Source organism: Carnobacterium sp. FSL W8-0810 (assembly GCF_038007125.1).
Taxonomy (GTDB): Bacteria; Bacillota; Bacilli; order Lactobacillales; family Carnobacteriaceae; genus Carnobacterium_B; species Carnobacterium_B inhibens.
Genome location: NZ_JBBOWO010000001.1, coordinates 951,407 through 968,285 on the forward strand (window position 1 = coordinate 951,407; position 16,879 = coordinate 968,285).

The 16,879-nt window shown below is 34.0% G+C and carries 17 protein-coding genes; 12 read left to right on the plus strand and 5 right to left on the minus strand.

Annotated features, from left to right (window positions below; translation table 11 throughout):
• Positions 1 to 182: 182 nt before the first annotated feature.
• Both NST49_RS04635 and NST49_RS04640 read right to left on the minus strand, forming a co-directional pair.
• On the minus strand, positions 183 to 968 hold the full coding sequence (locus tag NST49_RS04635) for a YibE/F family protein (protein ID WP_034537620.1): 786 nt from the start codon (positions 966 to 968) through the stop codon (positions 183 to 185).
• A complete protein-coding gene (locus tag NST49_RS04640) occupies positions 965 to 2,080 on the minus strand; it encodes a YibE/F family protein (RefSeq protein ID WP_341047316.1) in 1,116 nt (371 codons plus the stop codon). The genes NST49_RS04635 and NST49_RS04640 overlap by 4 nt, the downstream gene beginning before the upstream one ends.
• Positions 2,081 to 2,427: 347 nt before the next feature.
• On the opposite strand from NST49_RS04640, the gene NST49_RS04645 reads away from it, so the two are divergent.
• The 5 genes from NST49_RS04645 to NST49_RS04665 all read left to right on the plus strand — a co-directional run bounded on the left by NST49_RS04645 (position 2,428) and on the right by NST49_RS04665 (position 8,772).
• On the plus strand, positions 2,428 to 4,779 hold the full coding sequence (locus NST49_RS04645; RefSeq protein ID WP_034537617.1) for a helix-turn-helix domain-containing protein: 2,352 nt from the start codon (positions 2,428 to 2,430) through the stop codon (positions 4,777 to 4,779).
• A 254-nt stretch (positions 4,780 to 5,033) separates the two neighbouring features.
• Positions 5,034 to 6,230 carry an amidohydrolase gene (locus NST49_RS04650; protein ID WP_034537615.1) on the plus strand — a complete coding sequence of 399 codons (1,197 nt, stop codon included), beginning with the start codon at positions 5,034 to 5,036 and terminating at the stop codon, positions 6,228 to 6,230.
• A gap of 6 nt (positions 6,231 to 6,236) precedes the next feature.
• Positions 6,237 to 7,628, plus strand: a complete 1,392-nt coding sequence (locus NST49_RS04655) for an MFS transporter (protein ID WP_023179193.1) — start codon at positions 6,237 to 6,239, stop codon at positions 7,626 to 7,628.
• A gap of 488 nt (positions 7,629 to 8,116) precedes the next feature.
• Positions 8,117 to 8,392, plus strand: a complete 276-nt coding sequence (locus NST49_RS04660; RefSeq protein WP_023179191.1) for a hypothetical protein — start codon at positions 8,117 to 8,119, stop codon at positions 8,390 to 8,392.
• The gene (locus NST49_RS04665; protein ID WP_023179189.1) at positions 8,389 to 8,772 is read left to right on the plus strand and encodes a VOC family protein; all 384 of its coding nucleotides are present in this window, start codon (positions 8,389 to 8,391) and stop codon (positions 8,770 to 8,772) included. Before NST49_RS04660 ends, NST49_RS04665 begins: the two co-directional genes overlap by 4 nt.
• Positions 8,773 to 8,948: 176 nt before the next feature.
• On the opposite strand, the gene NST49_RS04670 is transcribed toward NST49_RS04665, so the two are convergent.
• The 3 genes from NST49_RS04670 to NST49_RS04680 all read right to left on the minus strand — a co-directional run bounded on the left by NST49_RS04670 (position 8,949) and on the right by NST49_RS04680 (position 11,121).
• Entirely contained in the window at positions 8,949 to 9,653 is a 705-nt protein-coding gene (locus NST49_RS04670) for a Crp/Fnr family transcriptional regulator (RefSeq protein ID WP_023179187.1), read from the minus strand.
• Between the two features lie 417 nt (positions 9,654 to 10,070).
• Positions 10,071 to 10,292 carry a heavy-metal-associated domain-containing protein gene (locus tag NST49_RS04675; protein WP_023179185.1) on the minus strand — a complete coding sequence of 74 codons (222 nt, stop codon included), beginning with the start codon at positions 10,290 to 10,292 and terminating at the stop codon, positions 10,071 to 10,073.
• Positions 10,293 to 10,416: 124 nt separating this feature from the next.
• On the minus strand, positions 10,417 to 11,121 hold the full coding sequence (locus NST49_RS04680; protein ID WP_023179183.1) for a Crp/Fnr family transcriptional regulator: 705 nt from the start codon (positions 11,119 to 11,121) through the stop codon (positions 10,417 to 10,419).
• A gap of 201 nt (positions 11,122 to 11,322) precedes the next feature.
• Between NST49_RS04680 and NST49_RS04685 the strand changes: the two genes are divergently transcribed.
• The 7 genes from NST49_RS04685 (at position 11,323) to NST49_RS04715 (ending at position 16,869) form a co-directional block, all read left to right on the plus strand.
• Complete coding sequence (locus NST49_RS04685) at positions 11,323 to 12,453, plus strand: acyl-CoA dehydrogenase family protein (protein WP_187948529.1); 1,131 nt, start codon at positions 11,323 to 11,325, stop codon at positions 12,451 to 12,453.
• A gap of 5 nt (positions 12,454 to 12,458) precedes the next feature.
• Complete coding sequence (locus tag NST49_RS04690) at positions 12,459 to 13,253, plus strand: electron transfer flavoprotein subunit beta/FixA family protein (RefSeq protein ID WP_187948528.1); 795 nt, start codon at positions 12,459 to 12,461, stop codon at positions 13,251 to 13,253.
• 15 nt (positions 13,254 to 13,268) lie between these two features.
• Complete coding sequence (locus NST49_RS04695) at positions 13,269 to 14,237, plus strand: electron transfer flavoprotein subunit alpha/FixB family protein (RefSeq protein ID WP_251165724.1); 969 nt, start codon at positions 13,269 to 13,271, stop codon at positions 14,235 to 14,237.
• A gap of 186 nt (positions 14,238 to 14,423) precedes the next feature.
• Complete coding sequence (locus tag NST49_RS04700) at positions 14,424 to 14,606, plus strand: hypothetical protein (RefSeq protein WP_238336916.1); 183 nt, start codon at positions 14,424 to 14,426, stop codon at positions 14,604 to 14,606.
• Between the two features lie 109 nt (positions 14,607 to 14,715).
• Complete coding sequence (locus NST49_RS04705; RefSeq protein ID WP_251165723.1) at positions 14,716 to 15,219, plus strand: DUF3592 domain-containing protein; 504 nt, start codon at positions 14,716 to 14,718, stop codon at positions 15,217 to 15,219.
• A 151-nt stretch (positions 15,220 to 15,370) separates the two neighbouring features.
• Positions 15,371 to 15,793, plus strand: coding sequence for a hypothetical protein (locus tag NST49_RS04710; RefSeq protein WP_023179173.1), 423 nt, complete (start codon positions 15,371 to 15,373; stop codon positions 15,791 to 15,793).
• A 185-nt stretch (positions 15,794 to 15,978) separates the two neighbouring features.
• A complete protein-coding gene (locus NST49_RS04715; protein ID WP_341047321.1) occupies positions 15,979 to 16,869 on the plus strand; it encodes an SDR family oxidoreductase in 891 nt (296 codons plus the stop codon).
• The last annotated feature ends 10 nt before the right edge of the window (positions 16,870 to 16,879 follow it).

Consider the following 16,879-nt stretch of genomic DNA (forward strand, 5'->3'; position numbering starts at 1 on the left):
AAAAATCTCAGCCCTTTCTTTATATATGAATGTTTATTCTAAAACGTGCTCCAAAAAGCAAATCTAGCGCTCCTTTAATGGAAAAATAGAGCGGATTTGAAACACTCTTCCGTGAAACGACGCTATACGTAAGAGAGACAGTGAAGTGAACCCTTTAAGTTGGAGCGAACTTTCATTTTCTTTTATCTGATTTTCTTATTTACTGAAACTTCAACTTTAGGTCTGGTAAAGAAATATGCTGTAAGCCCAGCGGTAATGGGTATGATCAGAATAGCACCTGTTCCAATACAAAAAATGGAAATGACTTCCGAACTAAATACTTTGGAATTGATCACTTCACCAAATGAGTAGGATAAATCATTAAACCATATGATTAAGGCTAGATAGCCGCCGATAAAGGCAAAGTACAACGTATTTGTTGTTGTACCTAAAATATCTTTCCCAACATTCATACCAGATTTAAAAAGAGTGGATCGACTTAAATTAGGATTATGTTTCCATAGCTCATTCATTGCAGAAGAAATAGAAATAGCGGTATCTGTAATGGCCCCTATGGATCCCATAATGATTGTAGAAATAGCAATCTTAAGGAAATCTATTCCTACATAAAAGTTAAAAAAACTTAATTCTTCTATTTCTTCTATTCCAAATCCTTGTATGTTAGCTTTTCCAACGATGATAAAAATAATTACTACTAAAAAAAGCAAGGTGATGATTGTAGCACCAAAGGCGATGATTGATTTAAGATTGATCGCATTTATATAAAATAAATTGATGCAGCTAATGATCAGACAAGCAATCAAGGTTAAAAAAATAGGATCACTCACTTCTCTAGCCATTAAAAGGATAGTCAAAAGGATTACACCAAAGTTTAAAAAAAGAGCGATAAATGATTTTGTCCCTTTTTCCCCGCTAATGGACTTCATTAGTACAAATAGAATAATTGATAAACAAACTAATACATTCATTTGTTATTTCTCCTTTTATGAATGAAATAAATGGCAGTGTGGATGCTGATTGGAATAGTCAACACGATCCCAATGCTTCCAACAAGAGCCCTCGTTAATTCTAAGGATAAATTCATTGATAAAGTGTATCCCCATGTAGAACCATTTTTTAAATAAAGCAGAATCATTGGAATACCTCCACTAACATAGGCAAAAAATAACACATTCGTCATTGTTCCCATAATATCTTTACCTATTTCATTCCCTGATTCTTTTAGGCTTTTTAGTGAAATATTATTGTCCTTATCATATAGTTCATAAAGTGAAGAGGTTATTGTAATAGCAATATCCATTACAGCACCTAAAGAACCCACTAAGATACTAGCTAAGAATACTTTTTGTGGCGATCTTGTTATAAATGCCATTTCCTCATACCTCAGCCCTTTTTCTGCTGTCAGCATCATTACAATATAGGCTATGAGAAGAGCGGAAAAAGTGCCAATTATAGTTGCTAAGATAGCAGCAACTGTTTTCTCATTCTTTCCACTAACCAATAATAAAGAAGTTACCGTGAAAAAAACAACTAATCCACTGGAGATAAGCAATAGACTGGCTTGTTCTGAATGGATATAACTGTTCAATGCGAGGTATAATACAAGTATATTGACTATTAAACTGATTAACGAAAATAAGCCGCTCTTTTTCCCAACAAGTAAAACAGTCAGTACAAATAACCATGCTGCGTATACAACATATTTATCTCGTTTTGGACCATCAACAGTTCCGGTTAACTGAGAACTATCACTGTTCTTTTTAATGGAAACAAATAATTCATCCCCAACTTGATATTGATGATCAAATGCTCCAGATGTGGAGTAGGTATTTTCTAATGAGATTAGTTGATCTTTTTGCTCTCCATTCTTAATTTTCCCAACTAAAGTTTGATGGAATAACTCGTCGTTAGACGTTGAATCGTTAAAGTTTTCTTTTCCAGTAAGTGTTTCTGTAACAATTTCTACTATCGGTTGCTTGTAAAATCGGAAATTATTTTGTGTAAATAATAAAGATATTACGACACAGAATAAAACAAAGCTATAGAGGAAAAGTGTTTTTTTCTTTCTATTAATGTTCAAATAAATACCTCCATGGTACAACTAATTAAAAAACAACACTTTTACTATACCACATTTTTTGTACTCCAGAATTAATCTCCGGGGTATGTAAGGAACAAAAATTGTCGATTTTGTCATATAAGCTAAACTAAAAAATGAAACGTATTTGATTTCGGATGGAATGACCCATATAATAGCAATGCATCTGATACTCACTAATTAATCTAATATTATAAAAAAATGAAATTGACTGTTTGTAAAAAATAAGTGGCAGAATAAAGGTTACACTAAGAAAAGTTTTTAGGATAATTTATAGAAAATTTTCAAGGGTTATCCTATATGATTAATCTGCAGAAAAGGAGAATAGCATGGAGCAAAAATTTATAACTGATTTTGAGATTACCATTCAAAGTATTCAATCTATGTCATCTAGACAATTCGCAGGTACGATACTTTTATTTGTGGTTGAAGGAAGTCTCACTGTTTCTATGGATGGCAAAAAGTATCTATTGCAAGAAAGTGATATCTTGATTATTAATCGAAATACCATCTACAGTATTTCCGGAGACTCAACTAATATTCTTGTTTCTTTATCTATTACGAATCACTTTTTCAAAATGCAATATGAAGCCTACTATCATTATATTTTTGAATGCTTTTCTAAAAAAGTTGATAATGGGCGCGAGGAAGTTCTATCTCAATTACGGCGTCTATTAGCCAAAATGGTGATTGCTCATTTACAAAAAGGTGAAGACAGTTCTGTGAGTGTCCAAAGTGATCTTTACCAAGTATTGTTAATGATTATTCGATTTTTCAAAAAAAGTATTCCTTATCAAGAACAAATTGAATTAGAAGATGAAAGAATAACGCGTATTTTAAATTATATTGAACACAATTACGGAGAACCTTTGTCTTTGACAGATATGGCAAATAAAGAATTTTTATCACCTTCTTATTTCTCACGGTACTTCAAACAATTTGTTGGAGTTAACTTTTCTAAGTATTTAACTAGCGTTCGCCTTAAGCATAGTAAAGAGGATTTGGTTCATTCATCAGAGTCCATTTTTCAAATTGCTTCTCGTAATGGGTTTACCACAGCCAAACAATTTGCTCTAGCTTTTAAAACAACTTACAATCAAACGCCTGCTAGTTATCGTAAAGAACACAAAACAAAAGGTATTCCAAACAGGCAAATGACTAAACAAAATAGTGGAACATTTAGTATTCTAGACTCACCTGAAGTACTAGTTAAATTAACAAAATATTGTGATAAAGAAATGAATCAATCTCTTTTAGGCAATAATTTCACCAGTGAAAAATTAACTATTTCACCAACAGAACAATCAAAAAGTACACTTGAACATGAAAAGCACATTGTATTTATCGGTGAGCTGAAAGATATTTTGAATGAGAATATAAAAGAACAAGTTTTGATGACAGATAGCTCTATGAAAATAGATTTTATAGGTATTCGAAATTTAATAAGCGGATCGACGATCTTACCAGAAGTAAATACAGATGAAACCATTTCAACAATTTCCATTTACGCCAATTCTGATCTAGCTTTACGAACTATTAAAGATCTTGGTTTTAGTGTATTCTTGCGCATCAATGTAAATGAAATACTTTATGTTAAAGATTATTTTTCTAAGCTAAGGGCGTTTCTAAATCATACCATTCAAGTGTTTGGAAAAGAATTTGTTCAAAGATGGCATATCTTATTTTATGCGCCTAAAGAAACGAAGCTAGATTCATCCTTGTTAGAAAATATATATGAGACATTACAAAGAATAGTGAAAAAAAGAGCCGCGAATAGCCAAGTAGGAGTATTTTTACCTTTTAATGAAGAAAAGGAAACGATAGAAACTAGTCATACGTGGTTATTGAACCGAGCACATCAGATTGACTTTATCAGCTTTGATGCCAATCGAAATACAGAAATCAATTTCGAGGATACAAGTGACCAAAATTTTATTAAATCTCAAAATTATCACATGAATAAAACAAAAAAATTAAAACAGTTTCTTCAAAAAAAAGGAATCAAAAAGCCCTTATATCTTGATATGTGGAATACATTGACCGGAGACTCACGGTATATCAATGGAACATTTTTCCGAGCAGCATTGATTTTTAATACGGTTATTGAATTAAGCCGAGAAGTTCAAGGATTAGGTTTTTGGATCAACAACGAAATTCATGAGCGAATCCATAAAAGTACAGATATTGTTTCGGATGGACTTGAACTTTTCCACTATTTCAATGGGAAACGACCGGTTTATTATGCGATGTTTTTTAAAGAGCGGTTATATGGAACAATCGTATCTATGGGAGAGAATCACCTCATGACTAAAAATGAAGACGGTTATCAAATTGCTGTTTTCCATGAACGCAATTTTAATCCTCGTTATTCAGTTGACGAATTGTTCTTACGTCAACATAGTAAAGAATTACAAGTGACTATTGATAGCCTAGAGCCAAGTGAATACCAAATTACTCGGTTTAAATTTGATCGTAAAAATGGGGCACTATACGACAATCTAAGAAAAATAAACAGCAAGCATGGAATTAATCAAGAGGTAATGAAATACATTATTTCTACTGCAACTCCAGATGTAGAAATAAATGATGAAATCATTGAAAAGAAATGGTCTTTTTATGCCTATATGGATATCAATTCAATTCATTTTATCGAATTGAAAAAAATTGAATCTGACTTATAAATAAAAGCTTTTATTCTTGCTGATGATCAGTAGAATAAGAGCTTTTATTTTGCGTAAATAAGTAAAAAGGTAAAAAAAGAACCTTTTTCTTTACTTCATTTGGATTCTCTGAAAAGGACGAAGGCAAAAAAGAATCCTTTTGGGTAAAGTTTTGACCTACTATTTTTCTGAATCAGAACTAGAATAGAAGAGTAAAGTAAAGAACGAAAGAACAAATTCAATCGCTCTGAAAGATAAATGAGGAGGAGAAAAAAATGAATGAATCTATAAAAAGTGTACTTTTTGAAAAAATGAATGCAAAACAAGACCGTATGATTGAAATACGACGCTATTTGCATGAAAATCCCGAATTATCTTTTCAAGAAGAAAAAACGGCAGCCTATATTGCTGATTTTTATAAAGATAAAGACTGTAATGTACGTATAAATGTAGGTGGACGAGGCATAGTAGTAACGATTGATTCTGGTAAACCGGGAAAAACAGTAGCCATTCGGGCTGATTTTGACGCGTTACCAATCGAAGAAGAAGCAGATGTCCAATTCAAATCTAAAAATCCAGGTGTGATGCATGCTTGTGGGCATGACGGACATACGGCATATATGTTGATCTTAGCTGAATCTTTAATTGAAATAAAAGATTCATTAGCAGGAAAAATCGTTGTTTTACATCAACATGCTGAAGAAGTACCTCCAGGTGGAGCAATAAAAATGATTGAAGACCACGCATTAGATGGCGTTGATAATGTTTTTGGTATTCATGTAATGTCTCAAATGGAAACAGGTAAATTATTTTACCGTCCTGAAAACATCCAAACTGGACGTGCAAATTTTCATGTCAAGATCCAAGGTGTGGGCGGACATGGATCTTCTCCACATAAAGCAAATGATGCTATCGTAGCAGCTAGTTATTTCGTTGTTGCTATTCAATCCATCGTGAGTCGTCGTTTAAATCCATTTGATGTTGGGTCTATTACGATTGGAAACTTTGATGGCCGTGGATCATTCAATGTTATCAAAGACGCTGTTCTCTTAGACGGTGATGTGCGTTCAATGTCTGAAGAAGTTCGTACGATTATTGAAAAAGAGATTCGCGCTAAACTAGATGGTATTGCAGCGATGTTTGATGTTACGTATGAGTTGGAATATGAAAATGATTATCCTGTTTTATATAACGACCCTGAGTTGACAGAAGAAACAATCAGTCATTTGAAACAAACAACGATTCCTGAACTAAAAGGAATTGAATTATGTGATGCACAACCACCTTCAGAAGATTTTGCTTACTATGCAAAAGAACGTCCAAGTATGTTTTTTTATGTGGGTGCAGCTCCTGAAGAAGGCGAAGCTTATCCACATCATCATCCTAAGTTTAAAATTAGTGAATCAAGTTTAATTGTTGCTGCAAAAGCAATGGGTTCAATTGTAGTAGATTATCTAGTAAAAGGAGAATAAAGGAAAATGGAAACAAATTATAAGGGTACAAATAGATTAATTGTTGGTATTGTGTTTGGGGTTATTACATTCTGGTTATTCGCACAAACGATGTTAAATATTGGACCAGCTGTACAAGCTGATCTAGGAATTTCATCCAGTGTTTTAAATATAGCTATTAGTTTGACAGCATTATTCTCAGGTATGTTTATGGTAGGTTCAGGGGCAATGGCTGATAAATTTGGCCGTGTGAAACTGACAAAAATTGGATTGGTTTTAAGTGTTATCGGTTCTTTATGTTTAATATTTGCACAAGGTTCAGTATTGTTGATTATTGGTCGTGTGATCCAAGGTTTTTCAGCAGCAACGATTATGCCCGCAACACTATCACTTATGAAAACTTATTTTGATGGAGCTGATCGTCAACGTGCTCTTAGCTATTGGTCTATTGGATCTTGGGGCGGTTCAGGGATCTGTTCATTATTCGGTGGAGTGATTGCCACTTACTTAGGATGGAGATATATTTTTATCTTTTCAATTATCTTTGCTATTGCTGGTTATTTATTAATCAATGGTACACCTGAAAGTAAAGTTGTTTCTACTGAGAAAAAAGCTTTCGATTTAGGTGGATTATTTAGTTTTGTTATCATGATGTTAACGTTCAATTTATATATTACAAATGGTTCTTCTCTTGGATGGATAAGCCCAGTATCAATTGCCCTTATCGTAGTATTTATTCTTTCAACTGTTATTTTCCTCAAAGTTGAAACAAAACATTCAAATAGCTTAATAGATTTTTCATTATTCAAAAATAAAGCATATAGTGGTGCAACATTATCAAACTTCTTATTAAACGCATCTGCAGGTACGATGTTTGTTGCAAATACGTATGTTCAAATGGGTAGAGGATATTCTTCATTCCAATCAGGTTTATTAACAATTGGTTACCTAGTTTGTGTATTGTCATCTATTCGTTTAGGTGAAAAAGCATTACAAAAACATGGTGCTCGTAAACCAATGTTACTTGGTACAAGCATTGCCGGTGTTGGGATTCTTCTAATGTCTCTAACCTTTATACCAGGTACTTTTTATTCAGTTCTTGTATTTGTGGGTTTTGCTTTATATGGTTTAGGACTTGGTTTTTATGCAACACCTTCTACAGATACAGCTATTTCTGCAGCACCTGCAAGTAAAGTTGGTGTAGCATCTGGTGTATACAAAATGGCTAGTTCTTTAGGTGGAGCTATTGGTGTCGCTATCTCATCTAGTGTTTACTCAGTATTAGCAGCAAATGATTCTTTTGAATTAGCTGGTATGACTGGATTATTGGTTAACGTATTGTTTGTCGTGATTGCTGTAATTTCTGTAATCCTGACAGCTCCACGTGAAGCAGAAGAAGCTTTACCACATACAATTTAAATTTTTACTATGAAAATAGGTCTGCAGAAGATTCACTTGAAGGTGTGTCTGCAGGTCTTTTTTTGATTACCACCTGCTTTTTCGTGTCTTTCAGCAAGTGTAGCAGTATTTTCGTGAACTTGTTTTTCACCTAATGGACAGACGATAGATGAAGAAAAGTATATCAGGAGTTTGAATGGTAGCTATAATAATTCCAACTAATGCACGATTTGTTGTTAATCCTTTGATAATGATTTTGAGTTGTGTGTTAAAAGATTCTTTTGGTCGATCACTAGTGTTAGGTAATTGAATCCGTTATGTAAACGATAAAGGGTTATATTAGGATACTTCAAGGCGTGTTTTAGTATCTTTTATTCCTTAATTATTCATGCTAAGATAGTGTTAGTTGTACTTTTACTTTATTTTTCTAAAGGAATTAATTATTTGGTTTAAAAATATAGACGAAATAAGGAGATTACTATATTACATAGATAACGGCGCAATGTGTAATGTTAAATGAAAGCGTATTTAAAAACGTGTTTTTTATTAGTAAAAATAAAGTAGGAGGAACTTCGTTTGAAGATGAAGCAGGCGATATCTACATTGAGCCGACTTTACGAGTCGATTATGAGAAAAATAATACGATAGCCGTTGGAAACCCTTGTCGGGTTATTCGAGACATCACTCAAGAAGACAAAGCTTTCTGGGAAGATAAATACGCTGCTTACTGGACAGAAATCGCAAATGAACAAAATACTACAATCAAGGAAGAGGCCTCTAAATGAAAATAGCACATGTAGCATTATGGACCAAAGATATTGAACGAATGCGCCAATTTTATGAAACTTATTTTAAAGCTCAATCTGGAGAACGTTATGAAAACACTAATCGAGGTTTTGCCAGTTACTTTTTAACTTTTTCTGAATCAGAAGTACGATTAGAATTGATGCAACAACCTACTATTACTTATCGACCAGAAGAAACACCATTAGGTTGGGCACATCTAGCTATTAGCGTGGGCAACGAACCAGCAGTCAATGCTTTAACCAAGGCTATTTCAGATGATGGGCATACGGTTATTGGTCAACCTCGTTGGACAGGAGACGGGTACTATGAAAGTGTTGTAGCCGATCCTGAAGGAAATTGGATAGAAATTACGATTTAAAACATATAAGGAAACTAGACTGTACTTTTTTGAGTAACAGATTAGCTTAAGTAATCAAACATGAAAAAAGAGGTCAGATAATAATCTGGCCTCTTTTTGATATCCATATATAAACAGAAATTTATACCGATATAAGAAATACTGAAAATTAGGCTATTTCATAAAACGGTTTTATCTTAAACTAATAATAATCCATCTAAATCGATGATTTTAATTTGTTTGTGTGTCAGTTGTTTGATTAAACCTTTATCTTCTAATTCATTGAATTTACGGCTGATGGTCTCAGGAGTCGTTCCTAAATAAGAAGCCAAGTCTTTTTTACTCATGGGTAAAGTGACCTCAGTTGTTTTAGGTAATTCTTCATTGAGTATGTCGACTAAAAATAAGGCGATACGTGCTTCAACTTTTTCTGTTGCAAAGCGTGAAGATTGTTTTTCAGATGCTTCAAGGCGATTAGAAAATTCAGCCAAAATTTTTAGAGAAATAGAGGGATATTTCAATAGAAAGTCTTGTAAATCTGAACGATCGATCCGACAAATTTTTGTATCTATCATGGCTTCTGCATAAGTCTCATGTGTAGATTCAGAAAACAAGGCCATTTCACCTGTAAAATCACCAGGATTTAAAATTCTAACTAATTGCTCTTTTCCAGATTCCGATAATCTATATATACGAACTTTTCCTTTGTGAATAATATAAAGAGAAGTCGATTCATCTCCAGCATGATAAATAAGTTCCTGTTTTTTGTATGAAACAGATTGAGTGGTTACCTTTATTTCGTCTAGCTGCTCCTTTTCTAAGTGATTAAAAATAGGAACTAAAGAAACACAGGATGTATGTGATGGAACAACATTTTTAGGATATATAGCGTCTTTAGACATTTTCTTCCCTCCATTAAAGAATTTTCTTAGTTGTAACGTTTATGTTTGTTGAGTTAAGTATAACAACTTCAGATGTATTGTTCGAGTTAAGTTGCAGAAGATTATGGTTATTTCGCTTCAGCGTTGCCATTCTATTGCTGTAATAGGCTTTTGTAGATAGATTTTTGTTTTTATTCTAATTAAACATTTACAAAACCGTAGCAATTTCCTCATTATATAATATAGGCGATTAGCTATTAACTGTTTTTTTACGGTTCTTTATAAGGATATCTTGCATTTGAGAAGTCGATAAAAAAATAATTGAAATTAAGAATAAATAAATTGCTTTAAATAAGAATACCCTATATATAAAAAAGATCCCGACTTAAAAATCGCGATCTTTTTTTATGTTTTTAGTATGCTATATGATTTAACTTACTAAGCGAATTTAGAAGATAATACTGGGTAACCTAATTTTTGGATTGTGTCTTGAATAGTACTGGCTTCGATTTTAGATTCATCGAATTGTGTTCTTACTTTACTGGAATTGAATAGTACCTTTACGGAGTCAATTCCTTCTGTCTTAGTTAAAGTGGTTTCAATTTTCTTAATACAAGATGGACAAGTTAATGGTTCTAATTGATATACGGCTTTTTTCATGATTTTTCCTCCTATCAGTTAATATCTATAGTATAAATAGAATCAACGATCAAATAATTGATCTTTATCAACTTTTTTAGAAGTAACTGAAGGAATGATTTTCTGTTTTTTAAATAAGGGTTAATTAGTAGGAGGAAAAATGTAGTAATTTGATCTTTCCATAAGCAATTTCTTCAATGAGCCCTTCTTTTTCTAATCGAGCGAATTCTCGACTTAAGGATTCAGATGTTGTTCCTAAATAAGATGCTAAATCTTTTTTAGCCATCTTTAATTCAATAATTGGTTCAATTTCCTTTGAATCAACTAAACTGATCAAAAAGTGTAATAATCTGTCTCTTACGGTCTCAGTAGTAGCCCAAGCTGTCTGTTGCTCAGAAATTCCCAATCTATTAGAAATGGTAGCTAACATTTCAACAGCCATCATGGGGTATTGTAAAAGTAATTCACGAAAATCTGCATGTTTAATGGCACAAATTGAACAGTCTGTTAGCGCTTCTGTAAACGCTTCGTAAATACCCTTTTTAAACAAAGCTAATTCTCCAGTAAACTCTCCTTGAGTCACGATTCGAATCAATTGTTCTTTTCCAGAATCTGATAATCGGTATACGCGTATTTTTCCACTCTTTAATACGTAAAGGGAATCTGCAGTTTCTCCAGGCCGATAGATCGTTTCTCCGCGAGAGTAGTGTTTGTGTTGTATTAATGAATGGATTTTTTCTTTTTGCTCAGCTGATAATGATTGAAATAATGGGATAGAATCTATGCATGTATGTTCTGTTTTTTGACATTCATAAGTATGATGATCAGATTTAAAATATCTTTTATTCATCTTGTAATCTCCTCAATAATTTCTCACAATTCGTTTTTAGTTTACCAGTTTTCTACTAAATATAAAAGACTTCATTAATTTTTTTAGGGTGATTGTACTTGATTTAAATCAAGTCTATCAAAAAAATATTACGTTATAATTAACGTGTTAAAAAAGTGTTTAAATTCTTGTGCATAATTGAACAAAAGGAGAATGAAAATAATGAGTATAAAATTGACCCAACCTCAAGTAATGCTACATCAAATGGTTACAGATTTTGCTGATAAAGAAGTAAAACCGTTTGATATGTGGATTGACAAACACAGAGAGTACCCTTCAGAATTATGGAGCAATATGGTGAACACAGGCTTTTTAGGGTTGACCATACCGGAAGAATATGGCGGAGCCGGATTCGATGCTATCGCTAGTTCTCAAACGGTATATGATTTTGCTGTTCGGAATGCGAGTGTGGCTTTTACTTTAGAAGGGCATTATAAAACCGTTGATCAAGTAATGAAATATGCAACACCTGAATTAAAAGAAAAGTATTTGCCGCAAGCAAACCACCGTGTCTTTGGATTCTCCTCAACAGAACCACAAGGCGGATCTAATGTAATGGGATTTACAGCTAGTGCTGTTAAAGAAGGAGATAAATGGGTTTTAAATGGAAATAAAACAATGATTACCAATGGCGGTTTAGCAGAAGTGTACTGTGTACTCTTAAAAACAGCGCCAAACGAATTGTCTTGTTTCCTTGTTGATGAAGATATGCCTGGATTTAAACATGGTAAGAGAGAAGAATTCATTGGTATGACTGGTACGCCTGTAGGAGAAATTTTCTTAGAGAACGTAATGGTTACTGAAGATCACCTGTTAGGAAAAATAGGACAAGGTGTAGAAATAGGAGATAATGCCCACTACGATGCTCGTATTTCGATGGGAGCGATCGCAGCTGGTATCACAGAACATGCGTTGACTATTGCTGTTGATTATGCTAAAAAACGTGATGCAATTGATACACCTATTGTTCAATTACATTCTATCCAAACGAAAATCACTGAAATTGCTATCGCAAAAGAGAACACACAGCTACTTTATCAAGAGGCAGCTAAGTTGAAAACAGAAGGTAAATCTTACGCTAAAGTATCTACCATGGCGAAATCGTATGGGAGTCGTGCTTCAGTTATTGCAGCTGATCATGCTCTACAAGTGTTAGGCGGGTATGGATATAGTCGTGAGTATCCTGTGGAACATTTAATTCGTGATGCTCGGGCATTGCAACTTGCCGAAGGATCACTAGAAAAAATGATGATTGAAATAGCTAAAGAAGTTGTGAATGAGAGAGAGGAGTAAGTCTAATGAGCTTAAAAATTGTAGTATGTATTAAACAAGTACCTGTTTCTAATAATTTAAAAATTGACCCGGTTACTAAAAACCTTGTTCGTTCTGGAGAAGCTGGGGTTATGAATCCTTATGATAAGAATGCCATAGAGGCAGCTCTTCGCTTAAAAGAAGAATGGGGAGGCGAAATTACGCTTCTATCTATGGGACCCCCAGATTTTGAAATGACTTTGCGTCAAGGCTTAGCCATGGGATGTGATGATGCGGTACTTTTAAGTTCTCGCCAATTTGGTGGAGCAGATACTTTAGCAACAGGCTATGTTTTAGCACAAGCCATCAAGGAATTAGGAAATGTAGACTTAGTCTTATTTGGTCGTCAATCTGTAGATGCGGACACTAGTCAAGTTGGTCCAATCGTATCTGAATTTTTAGACTGGCCACAAATCACATTTGTCAGTGAGTTACATAGTCATACTAATAACACTATGACTGCAACTCGCTTATTAGAAAATATGCAGCAAAAAATTGAATTCCAATTGCCAGCAGTGGTAACCGTTCGTAGCGAAATGAATGAACCACGTTATCCAACGCCTCGTAACATTCAACAAAGTTATAAAAAAACGATTCGCATTTGGGATGAAAACAGCTTGCCTGTTGATGCTGATAGAATTGGATTAAAAGGCTCTCCTACAGTTGTACGTAGTGTATGGGCACCGGAAAAAGAAGCGAAAGCAACAACGTTCCTTACAGGAACAGCTGATGAGGCCGTTCGTGAATTGTTAATACAAATGAGAGCCACTAATTTACTTTAAGAGAGGTTGAGAAAAATGACTAGCCAAGAAATTTGGGTATATGCAGAAAAACATGTAGGAATCATCCAGCCGGTTACCTATCAATTAATAACTAAAGCAAATGAAATTGCAGGCGATAAAAAGGTTGTTGTGATTTTATTTGAATCAGCAGACCAAAAACTGGAAGAAGCTATCAAAGAATATGGTCCTGATGAAATCGTTGTTGTAAGGGATAATCGTTTGGAAAATGCGATGGATTCTGAAGTTGCCAGCTTAATGGCAGAATTAGCAGAACGTCGCCAACCGAATAGCATTCTTTTTGGTGCAACAGTTGTAGGTCGTTCGATCGCACCTCGATTGCAAGCGAAGTTAAATACTGGTTTGACTTCAGACTGTTTAAACTTATCATTTGACAGTGACTTGTTGGTTCAAACAAAACCATCATATGGAGATAATATCATGTGTGAAATTATCAGTCCTAACCACCGACCTCAAATGGCTTCTGTCCGACCAAATACCTTTGAAGCTAAGAAAAACAGCAGCAAAACAGTTACTGTAACAGAAGTAAGTGATTTGATCTTTAAAGAAGCAAAACGCGTGAAAATTATAGAAGAAACCCCTTTAATTTCTAAAAGTGACAGTATCGCTAATGCTGATCGAGTCATTGCACTAGGACGAGGTTCTATAGATGCTAAAGAACTTTCTTTAGCAGAAGAACTTGCCCGTAAACTAGGTGCAAAAATCGGAGTAACTCGTCCTTTGACAGATCACCCTAAATTTAGTGGAGATGATCAAATTGGACAATCTGGGAATACGATTGCGCCTAAAATATTGATTAATTTGGGTATTCATGGAGCTGTACAATATACAACTGGGATAGAAAACGCAGAACTAGTGATTTCTGTTAACAAAGATCCAGAAGCACCTATCTTTAAATATTCAGATTTTAGTTATGTTGGAAATTCAGCTGATTTCTTAGAAGGATTTTTAAAGGTTATTCAATAGGTCTTTACTCTAGATAAGAAAATTCAAACAATAAGAAATAACTTTATAAGAGGAAGAAGAGTAGCATCTGATTTTCAAGATGCTGCTTTCTTTTACGTTCAAGTATAAATCACATTTCTTGAAGTTTATGTCTGTTTTTCTTATCCTTAACTTGTACTACAAATGGATGAAAGAGGAGATGTTAAGATGAGTCAGAAATTTGATGAACTGAAACAAAAACTCAAAAACGTGGACAAAGAAAAAGCAGGCCAATTGGTGAAGGATGTTAAACAAGCTCACGACGATGGCGATATTGATGAAAATGAGAAAAAAGAATTAATGAGTGAAGCTAAAAAAACTGCTGGTGGCCTTGGTGGTTTAGGAAAATAATAATAGTAGACCTATACCGATGAAGTGTATTTCGGTATAGGTTTTTTTAGCGATCACTTTCTCTTTAGTGCTATTTCTTTTGTTATACTGGTAGTAAGGAGGTGATAGGATGGTAGTATTGAAATTTTGGCTTTCTTTAGGTTTGTTTGTCTTTGTCCTAATTTTTATGTTGGTAGCGTTCTTATTAAAGAAACGCAATAATAAGAAGCTTGTTAACTGTACGAGTAAAACGTCAGGTACGGTTTATGGTTATGAAGCACGTGGGAATGGTTTGTTTTATCCCTTAGTTGAATTTGAGGTTGATGGAACAAGTTATAAAGGAAAATTAGTTTATCGAGGAATTATGGTTAAGGCCGCTACGTTTTATGGAGAAGCAGAAGTTATTGGAGATAAGTTTGCACCAACATTGCGTGTGAAACGCAATCCACGTATTTCTTTTAATCCTTTAGAAAAAGAGATTCCCCGTGGGTCTGTTCTTGATGTGTACTATAATCCGGAAAATCCAGAAGAGAATTATGTGCAGCGTTTTGTGAAAAGTATCGTGTCCCAAATATTCTTTTATGGTGCTATTTATTTTATTATTATGGGGGTTTTTTTATATCTTGTTCTATAAATTTTTAGTTCCAATGAATAAGATGCTTATACTGATCTAGTTACATAGCAACTAAAATATGGTTTCTTGTAATTTAGTACTATTAGGAAAGAGGATATTCTTTTCCTTTTCTAGCTGATTTAGATAAGATAATAAAAAGGAGTTGGTGATAGTGAATGAAGCAATGAAAATAGAGAATATCGAAACTTATATGGAACCACTAGATATTCCAGTGTCTCAAAATTTTGTTTATGGGTATACAGAACCAGGAATCATGTCTAGTTTTACTTATGGAGCGTTAGCATCTTTTATAGATATGCAATACTACTTACTATTTTTTTCTTCAGAAGAAATTAGTTTAGTTGGGCTGACAATGATGGGTCAGTTTTCAGGCAAACATATTCAGATTCCTTATGAAGATATAGAATACCTTAAAGTGAAAAAAGGACTGATACAATACAAAATAGTCGTGAAGGTTAAGGGTGAAAAGAAATTGACGTTCAAGTCAAATAAAGTGATAGCAGGTATAAAATGGCAAAAAAATAACTTAGCTTTTCTTGATTCAACTGACTGGTATAACAGTAAGCCACTATAAATTACACTAAAAATTAATTTTCAGAAAAAACATTATAGACACAGCTATGCAGTTCTTTTGCATGGCTGTTTTGTATATTCATTAGTTCAAGCCAGAGTAGAAATTAGAGGCATATGATTTGAACTTGGTCTAGGGAAACTTTAAGATGAACATATTCATTATTAAATTTATGAGGAGAGAGATAAATGACACATGCAAATTCAGAAAATCCATTAAATCAATTTTTTACAGGAAACTTTCCAAAGCAGTATCAAGAACCTCCTGCCTTACAAAATAAAATGGATCCACGTCCAGACTGTGGTGAAGAATCTTATAAAGGAAATGAACAACTAGTTGGAAAAAAAGCTTTGGTGACAGGCGGAGATTCTGGTATAGGACGAGCTGCAGCTATTGCTTATGCACGTGAAGGTGCCGATATAGCATTGAATTATCTTCCGGAAGAAGAAACAGATGCTCAAGAAGTTAAACAGCTGATTGAAGCAGCAGGCCAAAAAGTTGTTCTTATTCCTGGTGATCTAAGTGATGAAGCCTTTTGTAAACAACTCGTTGATCAAGCACATAAAGAACTTGGTGGATTAGATATACTAGCCTTAATTGCTGGAAAACAGCAAGCTGTGGAAGATATTCTAGATCTTACGACAGAACAATTAAAACAAACCTTTGAAATAAATGTATTTTCGCTTTTTTGGGTAATAAAAGCTGCTTTACCTTATCTTCCAGAGGGTTCTTCGATTATTACGACATCTTCTGTTCAAGGGTACAACCCAAGCGCAAATCTTTTAGACTATGCATCAACTAAGTTTGCCATTAATGGATTTAGCCGTGGTCTAGCAAAACAATTAGCACCAAAAGGCATCCGTGTAAATGTTGTAGCTCCGGGACCAATATGGACGCCGTTACAAATTTCTGGCGGACAGCCAAGTGAAGCTATTCCAACCTTTGGGCAAGATACTCCGTTACAACGAGCAGGTCAACCAGTAGAACTTTCTGATATCTATGTTTTCTTAGCTTCTACAAAATCAAGCTATGTGACTGCACAAATTTATGGTGTAACTGGTGGTACTGAATTAGCTTAACTATATTCAA

Coding starts and splice junctions, on each gene's coding strand:
- NST49_RS04685 (WP_187948529.1), top strand. CDS start 11,323: ATGAGTATAAAATTGACCCAACCTCAAGTAATGCTACATCAAATGGTT.
- NST49_RS04665 (WP_023179189.1), top strand. CDS start 8,389: ATGAAAATAGCACATGTAGCATTATGGACCAAAGATATTGAACGAATG.
- NST49_RS04675 (WP_023179185.1), bottom strand. CDS start 10,292: ATGAAAAAAGCCGTATATCAATTAGAACCATTAACTTGTCCATCTTGT.
- NST49_RS04695 (WP_251165724.1), top strand. CDS start 13,269: ATGACTAGCCAAGAAATTTGGGTATATGCAGAAAAACATGTAGGAATC.
- NST49_RS04680 (WP_023179183.1), bottom strand. CDS start 11,121: ATGAATAAAAGATATTTTAAATCTGATCATCATACTTATGAATGTCAA.
- NST49_RS04645 (WP_034537617.1), top strand. CDS start 2,428: ATGGAGCAAAAATTTATAACTGATTTTGAGATTACCATTCAAAGTATT.
- NST49_RS04670 (WP_023179187.1), bottom strand. CDS start 9,653: ATGTCTAAAGACGCTATATATCCTAAAAATGTTGTTCCATCACATACA.
- NST49_RS04705 (WP_251165723.1), top strand. CDS start 14,716: ATGGTAGTATTGAAATTTTGGCTTTCTTTAGGTTTGTTTGTCTTTGTC.
- NST49_RS04700 (WP_238336916.1), top strand. CDS start 14,424: ATGAGTCAGAAATTTGATGAACTGAAACAAAAACTCAAAAACGTGGAC.
- NST49_RS04655 (WP_023179193.1), top strand. CDS start 6,237: ATGGAAACAAATTATAAGGGTACAAATAGATTAATTGTTGGTATTGTG.
- NST49_RS04660 (WP_023179191.1), top strand. CDS start 8,117: ATGTTAAATGAAAGCGTATTTAAAAACGTGTTTTTTATTAGTAAAAAT.
- NST49_RS04690 (WP_187948528.1), top strand. CDS start 12,459: ATGAGCTTAAAAATTGTAGTATGTATTAAACAAGTACCTGTTTCTAAT.
- NST49_RS04650 (WP_034537615.1), top strand. CDS start 5,034: ATGAATGAATCTATAAAAAGTGTACTTTTTGAAAAAATGAATGCAAAA.
- NST49_RS04635 (WP_034537620.1), bottom strand. CDS start 968: ATGAATGTATTAGTTTGTTTATCAATTATTCTATTTGTACTAATGAAG.
- NST49_RS04715 (WP_341047321.1), top strand. CDS start 15,979: ATGACACATGCAAATTCAGAAAATCCATTAAATCAATTTTTTACAGGA.